Source organism: Desulfomicrobium macestii (assembly GCF_014873765.1).
Taxonomy (GTDB): domain Bacteria; phylum Desulfobacterota; class Desulfovibrionia; order Desulfovibrionales; family Desulfomicrobiaceae; genus Desulfomicrobium; species Desulfomicrobium macestii.
The window spans coordinates 213,916-229,398 of sequence record NZ_JADBGG010000001.1 but is presented as its reverse complement, the minus strand read 5'-3'; the positions used below and the strand labels follow the sequence as shown (position 1 = coordinate 229,398).

Below are 15,483 nucleotides of genomic sequence, written 5' to 3'. Positions count from 1 at the left end.
GTCCGTCATTCAGGAAGGGCATCCCCGACGCAGGGAATTGTGGGCATCCATGGCGCAGAGCTTGCCGCACATGGTGCAGGTCTTTCCTTCGCTGGCGCGGTTTTCCTCCCAGCGGCGCCGGGGCAGATCCTGATCCAGGGCCGCCGCGAACATGCCTTCCCAGTCCAGTTCCTTGCGGCAAACGGACAAAGCGCGGTCCCTGTCCATGGCGCCTTGAACGCCCTTGGCGATATCACCGGAATGCGCCGCGATGAGCGTACTGATCACGCCCTGATGCACATCGTCCATGTCAGGCAGGCAGAGATGCTCGGCGGGAGTCACATAGCACAGAAAATCCGCACCCGCGGCCGCCGCGACAGCCCCTCCGATGGCGGCGGTGATGTGGTCGTACCCGGGCGCTATGTCCGTGGTCAAAGGGCCCAGCACATAAAAGGGCGCGCCGTCGCAGATGCGCTTTTGCAGCATGACATTGCCCGCGATCTGATTCAGGGGCATGTGTCCCGGCCCCTCGATCATGACCTGGACACCTCTGGCCCTGGCCCGCCTGCCCAGTTCCCCGATGACCAGCAGCTCCTGGATCTGCGCGGAGTCCGTGGCGTCGCTGACCGCTCCGGGGCGCAGTCCGTCACCCAGGCTCAGGGTGACATCGAAGCGGAACGCGATGTCGAGGAGTCTGTCGAATTCCTCCAGCAACGGATTTTCACGGTTGTTGCGTTCCATCCAGGCCGCCAGGAGCGCCCCGCCCCGGCTGACGATCCCGGCCACCCGATCCTGCCCATGCGTCCTGGCCACGGCCTGGCGGGTCACTCCGCAGTGCACGGTAATGTAATCAAGCCCCTCCGCGCACTGCGCCTCGATGGATTCGAGCAGCAAGGACGCGGTCATGGCTTCTATTCCTTGTCCGGCATCGACCAGATCGGCGGCCACCGCATACAGGGGAACGGCCCCGACCATGACCGGCGAATGATGCAGGATCGCACGCCTGGTGGTCATCAGATCGCGGCCCGTGGACAGGTCCATGACGCTGTGCGCTCCGGCCCTGACCGCGACGTCTAGCTTGGCCAACTCAATATCCAGCGCACCCTGCACTCCGGATGTACCGATGTTGGCGTTGACCTTGGTTTTCAGGCCCGCGCCAATCCCCTCGACGGAAAAAGTCCGCCCCACGTTTTTTGGAATGACGATCCGCCCCTGCGCAACGCCCTCACGGATGATTTCAGGATCCAGACTCTCCTTCTCCGCCACTACCCGCATTTCAGGGGTAATCGTTCCCTCTCGGGCTAAACTCGACTGTGTCATGTTGACCTCGGTTGAAAATGAAAAAAGCCGTTCTCCAGCAAAGGAAAACGGCCGCACGAGCGTCACCATGTTTTTTCGTTTTCCTACGCTGGAATTATCCAGATCAGGTTCAAAGGGTATAATCTCAGACTCATGCGAGCCACCCCTAACTTCTGTCGTGGTGCTTAGTCGGTTCCAAACCCAAGGTCAACGGCGGGATCTTTCAAGGTGCGAACCCTGCGATCCGGTGGCGCAGGGCGATTATTTCTTCGCGTAGCGGGTCCTCGCCCGGCAAATCCCGCACGGCCTCGTCCAAAAGCCTCAAAGCCTCGGCTTTCTCGCCAGTTCGGGACAGGACCAGCGCCCGGGTGCTCTTGAAAAGCACGTTGCCGGGCTCGATCTTCAGAGCCTGGGCGGACCATTTCAGAGCGTCCCGCTCCTGCCCCAGATTTGTCTGGGCAAAGGCCAGATTGTTCATGGCTTCAGGATTTTCTGGATTTCGCTTCAGGGCCTGCCGGTAACTGGCCGCGGCTTCTTTCCAATCACCCAGGGCCGCGTGCACGTTGCCCAGATTGATGAGCGGCTGATCCCAGGAGCGGTCCCTGGCGGCCGCGGTTTCGTAGGCCCCGAGGGCCAGATCAAGTTCTCCGGAGGCCTCGTAGGAGGCCCCCAGATCATTGTGCTCCCTGGCATCCAGCGGATCGGAGAGCACGACAATCCTGGGCGTGGCGCAGCCGCCCAGGGCAAAGGCGAAGCAAAGGACAAGACAGCATGCAAGGCGCACGGTTCACTCCAGAAACAGATATAGTCGGTTCATGCGTTCCCAGCGGTCGAGCAGCTCGCGGTCGGGCAGGAACATGTCCCCGCTGGTTCCAATGTGCATGAGCAGCCCGGCGGAATCGTATCCATAGACAACCACGTAATGCCCCTGGCTGAACATCTTCGTGCCCATGTCGAGCATGAGGATGACCGGCCCTCCAGAGTCGATCATTGCGCGGACCATGTCCAGGTCGCCGCGCCCGGATCGGGTCGTGAAACCCAGGGACCGGGCATGGTTCTCCATGTCGGGAAGCAGCGATCGCTCAAGGCCCGGGGTGAAGACGCGGCGCGTCACTTCATCCAGCGCAACATTCCTGCCGTGAAAAGCCAGCACCGAGGCCAGGGCCGCCGGTCCGCAGTCATTGACCTTGGTCTGGGGAACGAACGGAACCTGTAGGCGCACCGCACGGGGAAAAGAGTCCTGAACCGGCTGAAAGGCGGGGCGCTGCATACACCCCGCACAGGAGAACACCAGAATCAGGAGCAGCGGGCAAAGCGCTCTAGCTGATGACAATGCGCTTGTCGCTTATGTGCAGGATGAGCACGACCAGCAAAATGACCAGCAGGACCGCGATGACCGCCCCGAGAATGCCGCCGCCCACGTCGCCGGAGAGACCGGCCAGCTGATGCAGCTGCTCGTCGGAAAGCGAACCGAGCTTGGCGTCCACCTCTTCCGGAGTCAGGCCGTAGTCAGCCAGCCGCTGGGTCACGACCTTGTTCTCCAGGGCGCTCTGGATGGAAGCGATGTCGGCGCTGCGCTCGGACACGATCTCGCCCGAAGACAGGCGGCTTTGCGCCAGAAAGGCATCGGCGTTGGACGGAATGAAAGCGATAAAGAGATAAGCGACCAGAATCGGCCAGCACACGCGCGTGTTGAAAAACCATTTTTGTCGATTCATGCTTCAAGCCTCCATGAGATTACGGTCACAAGCTCCGCTACTTCCCGGCGCACACCGGCGACATCTGTCAGACGGAGCAATCCTTTGGGAAAAGTAACCGCTTCTTACAGCGTCCGAGGCTTGATAGTCAAACCGCTTCCATGCGCAAGCCCCGCTGCATGCCGGAATGGACGACATCGCGAACATCCGGCTTGCACGACATGGACGAACGCGAGGGACCGCATACAAAAATTCGCTTGACGTCGTTGCGTTCAAATCGGCCAATCACGAACTTCAAAGAATTTAGCAACGAACCGGAACGACGTATGACAAAGATTTATCCTGCATCGTGACTTGGCGTGTTACATTTCAAATGTCTTACACATAGACCTATTGACATTCACCAGTATTAAGACTTTAGATTTAACAACTACAGCATTTGTTTTTGCACAAAAGTGAAAAAGGACCTTTGGTTGAAATAGAACGCGATGCATCCTGCAAAAAGCGCTTTCTATTCTCAAACCACCCAAGGAGTGTTCAATGAGCCCCGATTTGGCCAAACCTTTCATAAGCGCAACCAAGCATGTACTCTCCGCCACTGCGGCTCTTGAGGTCGTGGCTGGCCCGCCCTATGTGAAAAAAGACAAGATTGCCTGCGGCTGTGTTTCCGCGTTGATCGGCATCACCGGCGACAAAAAAGGGACTTTCTGCATCTCTTTCGACAAGAACACGGCCGTTTACATAGTCCGGCAAATGCTCGGCGACGCCATCGAGGATGTCGTGCAGGACGTGCAGGACGCCATGGGCGAAATCACGAACATGATCTCCGGCCATGCACGGGTCGGGCTGGTCGATCTGGGCTTTAAGCTGCAAGGCTCCACACCGTCGGTCATCATGGGAGACAACCACTCCATATCATACCGGACCTCGGCGCGGGCCATCGCCATCCCCTTCTCCTGTCAGGCTGGAAAGTTCACCCTCGAATTCTGTTTCGACTAGAACGACCCGCATCGTAGTCATAAAGGCAGAGGCATCGTCACACCAATGGCGCTAGGCACGCTCCAGCCCGAAACAGACTGGACAGCCGGTTTACGCCCCGACTGCCATCCTCCGGCCTCTTCCTCCCGAACTCCGCCGTCCCGAAAGCGATCTCTCGAAAGCCCTGCCGATTGGTATCGCCATGCCGTCATTGCGGTTCGAATACAAAAACAGTAATCACTCTCAAGAGCATCCCTTTTTTGCATCCAACCCCACTGGAGCGCCATGTCTTCTCAAGATCAAAATCCACTCGCCGGACAAGGCTGGAATTTCGACAATACCTACACCCGTCTGCCCGAATCACTTTTCGTGCGTCAAAAGCCCATTGCGGTAAAAAAGCCGGGCCTTGCCCTCCTGAACCGCGAACTGGCGTCGTCCCTGGGCCTTGATGCGGACAGCCTCGACGGTCCGGAAGGGGCCGCCGTTTTTGCCGGAAACAGCCTCCCCGCAGGAGCGGACCCCATTGCCCAGGCCTACGCGGGGCATCAGTTCGGACATTTCACCATGCTCGGCGACGGCCGCGCCATTCTCCTTGGCGAACATGTCACCGCCAGGGGCGAGCGCTTCGACATCCAGCTCAAGGGCTCGGGCCAGACCCCATTTTCCCGCCGGGGCGATGGACGCGCGGCCCTTGGGCCCATGCTCCGCGAATACGTCATCAGCGAGGCCATGCACGCCCTTGGAATCCCGACCACGCGCAGCCTCGCCGTGGCCACCACCGGCGAACCCGTACACCGCGAAACAACCCTGGCGGGAGCCGTCCTGACCCGCGTGGCGAGCAGCCACATCCGCGTGGGCACCTTTGAATACCTTGCGGCGCGCGGCAAGACCGAGGACCTGCGCATCCTGGCCGAATACACCATCCGCCGACATTACCCGGAACTTGCCGAGGCCAGGAACCCCTTCCTCGAACTGCTGCGCGCGGTCATGGAGGGCCAGGCCCGGCTCGTGACCAGCTGGCTGCATGTCGGCTTCATCCACGGAGTCATGAACACCGACAACATGGCCCTGTGCGGAGAAAGCATCGACTACGGCCCATGCGCGTTCATGGACGCATACGACCCGGCCACCGTATTCAGCTCCATTGATCGCGACGGACGCTATGCCTACGGCAACCAGCCCTCCATTGCCCAATGGAACCTGACACGCCTGGCCGAAACCCTGCTCCCGCTGCTGCATGAGCGTGAGGAAAAGGCCACGGTGCTGGCCCAGGAGACCCTGGAGGAATTTCCGGCGATGTTCCGGCGACACTGGATTGAAGGCATGCGGGACAAACTTGGCCTGTTCACAGCCGAGGACGAGGACGCGTCCCTGACCCAGGAGCTGCTGAAGCTCATGCAGGAAGGCGGCGCGGACTATACCCTGACGCTGCGCGGGCTCACGGAAGAGACTCCGGATGGTTCATTTTACCGCGACATCGGTTTCATGCGCTGGCGAGAGCGCTGGGAAGCGCGGCTGGCCCGACAGCACGAGACACCCGAGGAGTCGCGCATTCTCATGCGCGCGCACAACCCGGCCGTCATCCCGCGCAACCGCCGCGTGGAGGAAGCGCTGGAAGCGGCAACCCTGAAAAACGACCTTGAGCCCATGAAGCGACTTCTGGACGCCCTGTCCACCCCCTTCGAGGACCGGCCCGAACACGCGCGCTACCGCAATCCGGCTCCGCTTGACGCCGATTACCGGACATTCTGCGGAACATGACGCGTTGACCATCAACCATGAGAAAAGCGGATGTGTTCCTCATCGTCGATGATCATGATTCGTGGATGCACTCGCCCTTTTTTTTACGGCCGGACCCAAGGACCGGGAGTTCGATGATGAAGCGCGTGCCTTCGCCTGGGCGGGACTCCAAACGCATCCTGCCATCGTGGCCACGGGTGATGATGAAATAGGACACGGAAAGGCCGAGCCCCGTGCCCACTCCCGGCGGCTTTGTGGTGAAGAACGGCTCGAAGGCCCGGCGCTGCACTTCGGGCGGCATGCCCGGGCCGTTGTCTTCCACTTCCAGCACCACATGATCCGCCTCGGTCTTCATGCGCACCACGATGCGCGGCCTCACCACCTCCGGCCGGGCCGAAGCCATGGCCTGGGCCGCATTGCGCAGCAGGTTCAAAAACACCTGCTCGATTTCGGTCTCCGTGCACCTGACGGCGGGAAAATTATCAGCGCACTCCCATACAATTTCTATCCGATTGAAATCATAACTCTTCTTCAGGTCGTAGTCCTTGTCCGCCAACAGCATGGCCCGTTCGATGACGGCGCGCAGATCGCAAAGGCTGCGCTTTGATTCGCTGCGGCGACTAAAATCAAGCATGTGCCGGATGATGTCCGCGGCTCTCACGGAAGCATCCTGGATATTGCGGATAAAATCGTAGAGCCCCCGGATTCGCATATACCGATCGAACAAATCCATATCGAGGCCGATACCTTGGGCCGCCTCGATGTTCTTGGGAAAATCCGGCCGGCTTCTCTGCACGAGGTTCTGGCTGCTGACCATGATGATGCCGAGCGGATTGTTGATCTCATGGGCCACGCCTGCCGCGATCCCGCCCACGGAAATCATCTTTTCGCTCTGGATCATGAGTTCCTGCATATGCTTGAACTCCGTGACATCATGCAGCACGGCCAGAACGCATTTCTCGTCATCAACCGTCAGAAGCTGGCTTGAAAGCACGCACGAAATCGCTTTTCCACCCTTGCATCCCAGGGAAAAATCGATGTTGTCGATCTGTCCGCTCTGCTGCATGCGCCGCCGCACAACCTCGCGCATGGCCGGATCGGCATAGAGCCCAAGCTCAAACGCGGTCTTGCCCACGGCCTCATGATGGGCGAAGCCCGTCAGCCGGGAAAAGGCTTCGTTGACGTCGATGATCCGCCCCTCGGCCAGGTTCATGAGAATGATGACATCGGGCGAAAGCCTGAACAGCTGCGAAAATTTCTCTTCCGACTGTCGCAGTCGCTCTTCGGCCTGCTTGCGCTCCGTAATGTCGATGCCGATGCCCGTCAGATAGGTTTTTCCGTCGATGACCACGGCCACTCCGGAAAAATAGAAGGGAACGGCTCGCCCGTCCCTGGTGAGCATTTCGGCCTCGACCGTGGCCATCCCATCCTTGAGGCCCCTTTCAAGTGCGGCCCGAATATTGGAGGCATGGGGCTCCCGCCCGCCAAACCAGTCGAGAATACTGCGCCCCAGCATCTCGTCGGCCGAGAATCCGGTCATCGATTCGTGCGCCCTGTTCCAGCGCACGAGCCTGCCCTTGCTGTCGTACAAAAACAAAAGTCCGGGCACGCTCTCGAAGATGGCCTGGGTCAGCATCCGCTCCAGGGCAAGCTCGCGTTCGGCCTGCTTGCGAGCACTGACATCCTCGACCACGCCGTTCAAGAACAGCGGACGGCCTTGTGCGTCCTGCTGAATCGAAGCGGTCAGGACGCCCTCGAAGTGCGAGCCGTCCTTGCGCACGAACTCCACCTCCATGCTCAAAGCACCTTCGGAAGACAGCAGCGCTCGCAAATATGCCTCGCGAGCCGAAGGCTCCGCATAGACCGACTCGACCCGAAGTCCGCTGGAGGCAAGGTAATCCTCGCGGGAAGAATAGCCGAACATGCCGCGCAGCGCGGCGTTGCCTTCCAGCAGCTTCCCGTCCAGGGTGGTACGAAAAATTCCCACGGGAGAATGATCGAAAATCACCCGGTACTTCTCCTCGCTCTCGGCCAGGGCGCTGACCTGCCGCTGGATGGTGCGTCCCATGTCCAGAAACCCACGCACCAGCGGCTCGAACTCCGTGTAATAGACCCCGGGGTCGGTCTGGGTATACTCTCCCCGCGCATAGGCCCCGACCAGGGAATCAAGGGCCGCGAAAGGCGTCTGAAAATAGTGGCGCATGAGGCGCCTGCCCAGGCAATACTGCGCCACGATGACAAGCAGGGCGATGCCGCCGCCTGCCAGACCGATGCCGACCAGGGTCCTTTGCCGGGCGGAATCCTCCAGGCCCAGGCGGATGAAACCGATGACCTGCCCATCGTGCCTGATCTCGGCCTCGCGGATGATGAAAAGCGCCTGGCCGGTGCCGTGGGCAAACCACACTTCATCCCGGGCATCCCGCAACTCCAGCAGGCCGACGTGCACGTCCATGCTCGTGGCCTTTGCCACCGCCGCCGCACTTTCCCGGTCAAGGGCCCAGAGCGGGGCTTCAAGGGCCTGAGCCAGAAATGTGATGGTGCTCTCGGCCCGTTCACGCATCTGGTTGCCCACCCGCCACGAAAGAAAAAGGAAGACCAGCGTCGAAACGGCAAGGATGATGACCGTGCTCAGCAGTCCCAAAGAAAGGGAGAGACGCTTGGAGAGAGATTTCCTGGGAGCCACGGGGAACCGATCCTTGTGGACAGAGGTGTCAGGCGCAAAGCAAAGCTGGTTTCGTACCTTCCCATAGCGCAAACAGGTTCATCTTTCGAGGAAAAATATTCCCCGCACTTTGGAGTCCAGCCCCGAAAAATCCCCTCGGACAAGGCGCATCCCGCGCCCTGCGCGTAGCGGTGTCCATTGCAACGGGATATCCGCCCTTGTCATTTGTCAATCAAGCGGGTAAGGAACTCTGTCTTTAAACAAAAAACTACTGTAAACAGAGAAGGTATCCGTTTTATATGGCCAAGGAAGAGTCTATCGAAGTTGAAGGTGTCGTCGAGGAAGCCATGCCCAATGCCATGTTTCTGGTTCGTCTGGAAAATGGCCATCAGGTGCTTGGACACATCTCAGGAAAGATGCGCAAGTTCTACATCCGCATCCTGCCCGGTGACAGGGTCAAGCTGGAGCTTTCTCCCTATGACCTGACTCGCGGCAGAATCACCTACCGCTTCAAATAATCCCCCCTGTCGAGAATTCCCGGCACGCGCAATTCAACGCGTGCCGTTTTTTTGTCGCCGGATCCGGCCTGGCAAACACCCTTGTCATCCCCCGGCCCCTGCCGTACCCATGAGCTTATGCCGGAAATAGATCTTCACACCCACTCCACCGCGTCCGATGGCACTTTAAGTCCCTCGGAGCTCGTCGCCGCGGCCGTTGCCGCACGCCTCAAGGCCATCGCCCTGACCGACCACGACACGGTCATGGGGCTGCCCGAAGCCTGCGCCGCAGGACGCGAACTCGGCCTGGAAGTCATCGGGGGGTGCGAACTGAGCGTTGAATTCGAACGCGGCAGCATGCATCTGCTGGGCCTGTGGCTGCCCCAGCACCCGCCGCGCCTGCAAGCCACCTTGGACCGCCTGAGCGACCTGCGCACGGCGCGCAACGAAAACATCATCGCCAACCTGAACTCCTACGGTGTGGACATCACCCACACCGAACTGGAGGATATCACCACTGGCGGTTCCATAGGTCGTCCCCATTTCGCGCAACTGCTGGTGCAAAAAGGCTTCGCGATCAATTTCCAGGATGCGTTCCTGAACTGGCTGCGGCCCGGCACCAAGGGCTACGCACCCAAGGAAAAACTCCGCCCCCGCGAGGCCATCGAGCTTCTTAAAGACGAACAGGCCACGGTCATCCTGGCCCATCCCTGCACGTTGAAGCTCGAAAAAGACGAGGTGGAGAACGTGCTGCGCGAGCTCAAGGATTTCGGCCTCGACGGCATGGAAGTCTTTTATTCCATGCACACCCAGGCCCAGACAAATTTTTACGCAGGCCTGTGCAACAAGCTGGACCTGCTCCCGAGCGCGGGCTCGGACTTTCATGGCGACAACAAGCGGGGCATCGCCCTGGGCCGGGGCAAGGGCGGCCTGCGCCCCTCCTACGAGCTGGTGCGGCGCATGAAGGAAGCACGTCAAAAACTCGGTTTTCAATTTCCAACCTGCTCGTAACACATGACACCATCCCCCGAACTTCTCGTCCCTGTCGGCAGCCCGGACAAGTTGGCCACGGCCCTGCGCTACGGCGCCGACGCCGTCTATCTTGGCGGCCAGTCCCTGAGCCTGCGCGCCAAAAGCGACGGCTTCTCATTCCCCGAACTTGAAAATGCGGTCAAAGAGACGCACCGGCACGGGGCCAAGGTCTACTTCACACTGAACCTGCTGGCCTGGGAAGAGCACCTGAGCGACGTGGAGCGGTATCTGGAAGAGATCGACGCCTGCAACGTGGACGGCGTCATCATCGCCGACCCCGGCATCGTGGCCATGGCCCGAAAAAGAATTCCGCACATTCCCATCCACCTCTCCACCCAGGCCAACACGTCCAACTCCGCCTCGGCCATGTTCTGGCGGGATCAGGGCGTGCGCAGGGTCAATGTGGCCAGGGAGCTTGGCGCCGGTCGCATCCGGGCCATGGCGCAAAAAGTTCGTGATCTTGAACTGGAGGTGTTCGTGCACGGAGCCATGTGCATGGCCATCTCGGGTCGCTGCCTGCTGTCCGCGCACCTGAACCAGCGTTCGGGCAACCTGGGCCTGTGCACGCACCCCTGCCGCTTCGACTACAAGATCACCGCCGTTCGTCTGGAAGAACGCCTGCGCCCGGGCCAGGACATGTGGGAGGTCTGCGAGGACGAGCAGTACACGCAGATCATGGGTGCCCAGGACCTGTGTCTGATCAAGTACCTGCGCTGGTTCCGGCAAGCGGGCATAAGCAGCCTGAAGATCGAGGGACGCATGAAGACGCCGTCCTATCTGGCCCAGGTCACGGACATCTACCGCACGGCATTGAACGATCTGGAACAGGGCGCGTTTCGCCCCGCACTGTATCTTGAGGAATTGCAGCAACTCGGCACGCGGTCGCTCTCAACCGGATTCTTCACCCCCGAGCGCATCACCCTGCGCCCCGCCCTGCCCAAAAATCTCAAAAAAAATATCGTCGCCAAGCTGATCGAACCCGTGCGTCCGGGGCTGTGGCTCATGGACGTCAAGTGCCGCTTTCAGGTCGGCGCCCCTCTTGAAATCGTGCTCCCCGGCCTGCGCCGCCCGCTGCTGGCCTCCGGGGACTATGGCGTTGAAAAAGAGGAAGGCTTTCACCTGAGCACCGCCCACAGCGGGCTGCGCCTGCTCCTGCATTGCGACCATCCGGAGCTTGAACCGGGCATCTTCCTGCGCGCCCACCTGCCCGACGCCCACAACGGCCAGGAAGGCTGAATCATGATCGACACGCCCATGCGCATCTGGGTTGATGCCGACGCCTGCCCCAGGGTGATCAAGGACATCCTCTACCGTGCGGCCGACCGGCGCAAGGTGCGGCTCATCCTGGTGGCCAATTCACGCTTCCCCGTGCCCAAATCCGAATTCATCGATTTCGTGCAGGTCGGCGCGGGTTTCGACAAAGCGGACCTGGCCATCGTGGAGCAGGCCCGCGACGGAGACCTGGTCATCACCACCGACATCCCGCTGGCTTCGGGGGTCATCGAAAAGGGCGGACTGGGCCTTAGTCCACGGGGCGAACTGTTCACGCCGGACAACATCCGCAGCCGCCTGACCATGCGCGATTTTCTGGACGAGATGCGCGGGTGCGGGGTCATGACCGGCGGGCCTTCGGCCCTTGGCGCCCGGGATCGGCAGGAATTTTCCAATCAGCTGGACCGGCTGCTTACCGGACGCGGGTACTGATCAGGATCGGAGCGATGGACGAAATGGACCGGATGGACCGCGCGGACCGCAACACCCGGGCCGGCATTCAGTCTTTGTCCAGCAGGTAGCGCAACTGGGCCACGGAGCGGCCCGTGCGTCTGGCCAGGGCCTGCAGGGCCTCAAATTCGGGGCGGGCGTAATTTTCCTCTCCGATGACGGTTTCCTTGACGTCCACATCGCCCCAGGGCGTGGGCCGCGTGGACGCGGCGCGGGGCAGCACGGCGCGGGTCGTCTCGGTCATGCGCAGCCCAAGGGTCATGGTCTGGGCAAAGGTCAGATCGCGGATACGAGCCAGATCCCCGGGCCTGCACAGCACCTGCAAAAGTCCCCCGGGCCGGTTTTTCTTCATCACTCCGGGCAGGAAAAGCACATCCAGCGCCCCGGCATCAAGCAACACGTTAAAAACCCCGCCTATCTCCTCCCCCGTGAGATGATCGACATTGGTCTCAAGCACCGTGACCCGCTCCAGCCCCGGCCCGTCCCCGGCCAGAAGCAGGACGCGCAGGCCGTTGACCGTGGGCAGCTCCATGGTCCCAAGGCCAAGCCCGGAGCGCTCAAGACATCCAGTGGGACCTGACGTGAACTCGTCGACCATCCGGTCCAGGAGAAGCGCGCCCGTGGGGGTGATCAGCTCCCCGACCAGCTCCGTCGGGTACACGGGCTTTCCCTGCAAAAGGAGTGTCGTCGCCGGGGCGGGCAGGGGCATGAGCCCATGCGCGCACTGCACCGTGCCCGAAAACCAGGGCAAGCGGGAGCAGGTCACGCGGACGACACCAAGCACTTCCAGAGCCCAAAAGGCCCCGACCACGTCGACCAGCGTGTCCACGGCCCCGACTTCATGAAAGTGCACATCAGCCACCGCGCAGCCATGCACCCGCGCCTCGACCTCGGCCAGACGCTCAAGGGCGGCCTCGCTGCGTGAACGGACATTCTCCGAAAAAGGCAAGGCCCGCACAATGGCCGTCAGGTCGGCCAGATGCCGCAGGGGCTGGGCATGGGGGGCGGCGATGTGCATGCGTTTGCCGCGTATGCCCTTGTCACGGGCTTCAAGGGCCGCGATTTCGACATCTACTCCGGCCCCGGCAAAAGCGGCGTGCAAGGGGGCCAGCTCCACTCCCAGGTCGGCCATGGCCGCCAGGAACATATCGCCGGCGATCCCGGCTGGACAATCAAGATGCAACTCGGGCATGTGTTTCCTCATAATTCGAATTCGTGACGTGTTCAGCTTGGGGGGTATCACATGAAAATCGCCGCAGTTCAACTGTCCGGACTTCCAGGAGATGTGCGCGGCAATCTGGACAAGATCCGCGCCGCGGTCCGGGTGGGGGCCGAAGCGTCCTGCCGCCTGCTGCTCTTTCCGGAAATATCGGACCTCGGCTACGACATGCCGGCCATCGCGCTCGGCGGCCGCGACTGGTGGCCCAGGGTCCGGGACGAACTCTCGGAACTGGCGCGGGAGCATGAACTCTGCCTGGCCTGCGGCGTGTGCCTGCCCGGGCCGGACGGACTGGCCAATGCGCTGGTGGCCTTCGGCCCGAAAGGCGACATCCTGGCCACCTACCGCAAAATCCATCTTTTCACGGCCACGGATGCCGACGAAACCGGGGTCTTCAGTCCCGGCGGCGAGATCGTCTGTTTCGACTTCGAGGGAATCCGCTTCGGCCTCTCCATATGCTACGACCTGCGCTTTCCCGAACTCTACCGGGCGCAGGCGCTCGGCGGAAGCCAGGCCATGCTCCTGGCTTCGGCCTGGCCCCGGGTGCGCACGGACATCTGGCAGACCCTCTGCACGGCCCGGGCCCTTGAAAACCAGTGCTATCTGCTGGGCGCCAACCGGGTCGGAACCCAAGGAGCCTTTCCTTTTGGCGGACGGTCCCTCTTCGTCACTCCCGGCGGCGAAATCACCCTGGCGGACGAAATGCGCGAGGGCCTGACCCTGGGCAGCATCGATCTGGCCGAACTGACCGCCATCCGCCGAAACATCCCGGCCCTGGCTCATCGAAGACCCGAAATCTATGCCGGAGCTGCCTGCAATTCGGCACGGAGCCTTTGACGGAATGCTGAAAAGGTATTATTCCATGAACAACTTACATGCAATTTCCACTGCTTTGAAAGCAACATTGCCTCATCTAGGGCGGCAACCCGCCTCCAAGGAGAAATAACATGATCATAAAGGAATGGATGACCAAGGACGTTGTCACGGTGGACCCCGAAACCTCCATGATGAGAGCGGCCAAGCTGATGAAGGAAAAAGGCATCCGCCGTCTGCCCGTGGTCGATGAAAAGGGCAAGCTGCTCGGGATGCTCAGCGACCGCGACGTGAAGGAAGCCTCCCCCTCCAAGGCCACGACCCTTGACGTGCACGAGCTTTACTACCTGCTCTCCGAGATCAAGGTCAAAAACATCATGACCCCGAATCCCATAACCATCAGGGAATCGGACACGGTGGTGAAGTGCGCGGCCATCATGCACGACAAGAAAATTTCCGGCCTGCCCGTGCTGAACGACAAGGACGAACTGGTCGGCATCATGACCCAGAACGAAGTCTACAGCGTACTTCTGAGCAACACAGGCGTTTACCACGGCGGAATACAGATCGGCCTCCAACTTTCCGACGTTCGAGGCAGCCTGAAGGAAGTGCTCGACTGCATTCGCGGACACAAAGCCCGCATCAGCTCCATCCTGACCTCCTACGACAAGGTCGAGAAGGGCTACCGCCAAGTCTTCATCCGCATCATGGACATGGACAAGTCCGCACTGAACGAACTGCAAAAGGAACTGACCGAAAAATACAACCTGACCTTCTGGGTTCGGGACAACCTCAACTAAATCCGCTTGCCATCACCCCGGGGCCCGTGGACACGTTCACGGGCCCCGTTCATGTCGGCAGGAGCATCCAGGCAGGAGCATCCATGGAAGAGCATTATCCCATCAAGGACACCTTCGTCGAAATCACCACCACCCTGCAGGCAGCCCTGGACACGGATTACGTCCTCGGCCTGCTGTTCGCCACGGCCCTCATTTCCTTCATCATCGGCCGCATGAGCAAATAAGTTCCGGATCACGTCCGGTTCAAGGCTTTTTCGAATTCCCGCCATTTGTGCGGGAATTCCTGTTTCCGGGGTCCGCGTTGCAGGCCAGGCGTGGGCAGAATGACAGCGCCGAGGCGGTCAGGCGCGTCTGGCTGCCCCGGCCCTCATGCAGAATCAGGGGAGGATGCACCGCAAGGCCCGCCCCGCCGTTCTTGAAGGCGCGCACAAGCACCAGCCGGGCCGTGCTGTCATGGCGCTGATGCACAAAGAGCAGTTCCTTGGGCTGAAGCCGGGAAGCGCGCAGCAGGTCCAGCAATTCGTCAATTCTTTCGGCCAGATGGATGAAGGCGCAACTCTTGCGGTTGCGCACCAGATACCCGGCGGCCCGCACAAAATCCGAAAGCCCGGCCCGGTGCTCGAAGCGCGCCAGCGTCTTGCTCTCGTCCGGGCAAGTCCGGCCTCGGCCGGGATCGCGGTACGGCGGATTCGAGAGCACCAGATCCATGCTTTCAGGCGCAAGGCCCCACGGCCCGCGCACGTCGGCCCGAAGCAGGGCGAAGCGTTCGTCAAAACCCAGGCGGCGGACATTTTCGCGCGCATGGCGCAGCATGTCCGGGTTCAGATCCAGGCCGACCCCAAAAAAATCGGGGTGGTCAAGGGCCAATCCAAGCCCCACCACCCCGCATCCGGTCCCCAGGTCCAGAACCCGGCCACGCACCTGCTCCCGCCCGGCAAAGGCGGCCAGGAGCAGCGCGTCCATGGAAAAACGAAAACCCGTCTCCGGCTGGGAGAGCCCGCGCGGAAAATTCCGCCGGGCCTGTTCCTCGGCCGTCGTGGTCATG

General features: G+C 61.0%; 16 protein-coding genes and 1 riboswitch. Of the genes, 9 read left to right on the top strand and 7 right to left on the bottom strand.

Going from position 1 to position 15,483, the window contains the following annotated elements; all coding sequences use genetic code 11:
- Positions 1 to 9: 9 nt before the first annotated feature.
- From thiC to H4684_RS01065, 4 genes are all read right to left on the bottom strand, one after another.
- Positions 10 to 1,299 carry a phosphomethylpyrimidine synthase ThiC gene (gene thiC, locus H4684_RS01080; RefSeq protein ID WP_192622546.1) on the bottom strand — a complete coding sequence of 430 codons (1,290 nt, stop codon included), beginning with the start codon at positions 1,297 to 1,299 and terminating at the stop codon, positions 10 to 12.
- Positions 1,300 to 1,362: 63 nt separating this feature from the next.
- Positions 1,363 to 1,456, bottom strand: a riboswitch (TPP riboswitch).
- 45 nt (positions 1,457 to 1,501) lie between these two features.
- The gene (locus H4684_RS01075) at positions 1,502 to 2,062 is read right to left on the bottom strand and encodes a tetratricopeptide repeat protein (RefSeq protein WP_192622545.1); all 561 of its coding nucleotides are present in this window, start codon (positions 2,060 to 2,062) and stop codon (positions 1,502 to 1,504) included.
- Positions 2,063 to 2,065: 3 nt separating this feature from the next.
- Positions 2,066 to 2,548, bottom strand: coding sequence for a cysteine peptidase family C39 domain-containing protein (locus H4684_RS01070; RefSeq protein ID WP_192622544.1), 483 nt, complete (start codon positions 2,546 to 2,548; stop codon positions 2,066 to 2,068).
- A gap of 49 nt (positions 2,549 to 2,597) precedes the next feature.
- On the bottom strand, positions 2,598 to 2,996 hold the full coding sequence (locus H4684_RS01065; protein ID WP_092188085.1) for a PA2779 family protein: 399 nt from the start codon (positions 2,994 to 2,996) through the stop codon (positions 2,598 to 2,600).
- A gap of 519 nt (positions 2,997 to 3,515) precedes the next feature.
- Here H4684_RS01065 and H4684_RS01060 point away from each other — a divergent pair.
- Positions 3,516 to 3,974, top strand: a complete 459-nt coding sequence (locus H4684_RS01060; protein WP_192622543.1) for a chemotaxis protein CheX — start codon at positions 3,516 to 3,518, stop codon at positions 3,972 to 3,974.
- 264 nt (positions 3,975 to 4,238) lie between these two features.
- Complete coding sequence (locus H4684_RS01055; protein ID WP_192622542.1) at positions 4,239 to 5,714, top strand: protein adenylyltransferase SelO; 1,476 nt, start codon at positions 4,239 to 4,241, stop codon at positions 5,712 to 5,714.
- Between the two features lie 52 nt (positions 5,715 to 5,766).
- On the opposite strand, the gene H4684_RS01050 is transcribed toward H4684_RS01055, so the two are convergent.
- A complete protein-coding gene (locus tag H4684_RS01050; protein WP_192622541.1) occupies positions 5,767 to 8,376 on the bottom strand; it encodes a PAS domain-containing sensor histidine kinase in 2,610 nt (869 codons plus the stop codon).
- A gap of 278 nt (positions 8,377 to 8,654) precedes the next feature.
- Between H4684_RS01050 and infA the strand changes: the two genes are divergently transcribed.
- From infA to H4684_RS01030, 4 genes are all read left to right on the top strand, one after another.
- Positions 8,655 to 8,873, top strand: a complete 219-nt coding sequence (infA, locus tag H4684_RS01045; RefSeq protein WP_015772936.1) for a translation initiation factor IF-1 — start codon at positions 8,655 to 8,657, stop codon at positions 8,871 to 8,873.
- Between the two features lie 117 nt (positions 8,874 to 8,990).
- The gene (locus H4684_RS01040; RefSeq protein WP_192622540.1) at positions 8,991 to 9,863 is read left to right on the top strand and encodes a PHP domain-containing protein; all 873 of its coding nucleotides are present in this window, start codon (positions 8,991 to 8,993) and stop codon (positions 9,861 to 9,863) included.
- A 3-nt stretch (positions 9,864 to 9,866) separates the two neighbouring features.
- Entirely contained in the window at positions 9,867 to 11,120 is a 1,254-nt protein-coding gene (locus H4684_RS01035) for a peptidase U32 family protein (RefSeq protein ID WP_092188095.1), read from the top strand.
- Positions 11,121 to 11,123: 3 nt separating this feature from the next.
- Positions 11,124 to 11,588 carry a YaiI/YqxD family protein gene (locus H4684_RS01030; RefSeq protein WP_225940160.1) on the top strand — a complete coding sequence of 155 codons (465 nt, stop codon included), beginning with the start codon at positions 11,124 to 11,126 and terminating at the stop codon, positions 11,586 to 11,588.
- A 67-nt stretch (positions 11,589 to 11,655) separates the two neighbouring features.
- Here the strand turns inward: H4684_RS01030 and larC are convergent, their stop codons facing one another.
- Positions 11,656 to 12,798: a nickel pincer cofactor biosynthesis protein LarC gene (gene larC / locus H4684_RS01025; protein WP_192622539.1), complete on the bottom strand. Its 1,143-nt coding sequence runs from the start codon at positions 12,796 to 12,798 to the stop codon at positions 11,656 to 11,658.
- 51 nt (positions 12,799 to 12,849) lie between these two features.
- Here larC and H4684_RS01020 point away from each other — a divergent pair, with 51 nt between their 5' ends.
- From H4684_RS01020 to H4684_RS01010, 3 genes are all read left to right on the top strand, one after another.
- Positions 12,850 to 13,662 carry a carbon-nitrogen hydrolase family protein gene (locus H4684_RS01020; protein WP_192622538.1) on the top strand — a complete coding sequence of 271 codons (813 nt, stop codon included), beginning with the start codon at positions 12,850 to 12,852 and terminating at the stop codon, positions 13,660 to 13,662.
- A 110-nt stretch (positions 13,663 to 13,772) separates the two neighbouring features.
- Positions 13,773 to 14,438, top strand: coding sequence for a CBS and ACT domain-containing protein (locus H4684_RS01015; protein ID WP_192622537.1), 666 nt, complete (start codon positions 13,773 to 13,775; stop codon positions 14,436 to 14,438).
- Positions 14,439 to 14,521: 83 nt separating this feature from the next.
- Positions 14,522 to 14,662, top strand: coding sequence for a hypothetical protein (locus H4684_RS01010; RefSeq protein WP_153304597.1), 141 nt, complete (start codon positions 14,522 to 14,524; stop codon positions 14,660 to 14,662).
- A 19-nt stretch (positions 14,663 to 14,681) separates the two neighbouring features.
- On the opposite strand, the gene H4684_RS01005 is transcribed toward H4684_RS01010, so the two are convergent.
- The gene (locus tag H4684_RS01005; protein ID WP_092188103.1) at positions 14,682 to 15,482 is read right to left on the bottom strand and encodes a tRNA1(Val) (adenine(37)-N6)-methyltransferase; all 801 of its coding nucleotides are present in this window, start codon (positions 15,480 to 15,482) and stop codon (positions 14,682 to 14,684) included.
- Position 15,483: the final 1 nt, after the last annotated feature.

Excerpts from the sequence above, each read along its gene's own strand:
- thiC (WP_192622546.1), bottom strand. The coding sequence starts at position 1,299 with ATGACACAGTCGAGTTTAGCCCGAGAGGGAACGATTACCCCTGAAATG.
- H4684_RS01070 (WP_192622544.1), bottom strand. The coding sequence starts at position 2,548 with ATGCAGCGCCCCGCCTTTCAGCCGGTTCAGGACTCTTTTCCCCGTGCG.
- H4684_RS01065 (WP_092188085.1), bottom strand. The coding sequence starts at position 2,996 with ATGAATCGACAAAAATGGTTTTTCAACACGCGCGTGTGCTGGCCGATT.
- H4684_RS01060 (WP_192622543.1), top strand. The coding sequence starts at position 3,516 with ATGAGCCCCGATTTGGCCAAACCTTTCATAAGCGCAACCAAGCATGTA.
- H4684_RS01055 (WP_192622542.1), top strand. The coding sequence starts at position 4,239 with ATGTCTTCTCAAGATCAAAATCCACTCGCCGGACAAGGCTGGAATTTC.
- infA (WP_015772936.1), top strand. The coding sequence starts at position 8,655 with ATGGCCAAGGAAGAGTCTATCGAAGTTGAAGGTGTCGTCGAGGAAGCC.
- H4684_RS01040 (WP_192622540.1), top strand. The coding sequence starts at position 8,991 with ATGCCGGAAATAGATCTTCACACCCACTCCACCGCGTCCGATGGCACT.
- H4684_RS01035 (WP_092188095.1), top strand. The coding sequence starts at position 9,867 with ATGACACCATCCCCCGAACTTCTCGTCCCTGTCGGCAGCCCGGACAAG.
- H4684_RS01030 (WP_225940160.1), top strand. The coding sequence starts at position 11,124 with ATGATCGACACGCCCATGCGCATCTGGGTTGATGCCGACGCCTGCCCC.
- larC (WP_192622539.1), bottom strand. The coding sequence starts at position 12,798 with ATGCCCGAGTTGCATCTTGATTGTCCAGCCGGGATCGCCGGCGATATG.
- H4684_RS01020 (WP_192622538.1), top strand. The coding sequence starts at position 12,850 with ATGAAAATCGCCGCAGTTCAACTGTCCGGACTTCCAGGAGATGTGCGC.
- H4684_RS01015 (WP_192622537.1), top strand. The coding sequence starts at position 13,773 with ATGATCATAAAGGAATGGATGACCAAGGACGTTGTCACGGTGGACCCC.
- H4684_RS01010 (WP_153304597.1), top strand. The coding sequence starts at position 14,522 with ATGGAAGAGCATTATCCCATCAAGGACACCTTCGTCGAAATCACCACC.
- H4684_RS01005 (WP_092188103.1), bottom strand. The coding sequence starts at position 15,482 with ATGACCACGACGGCCGAGGAACAGGCCCGGCGGAATTTTCCGCGCGGG.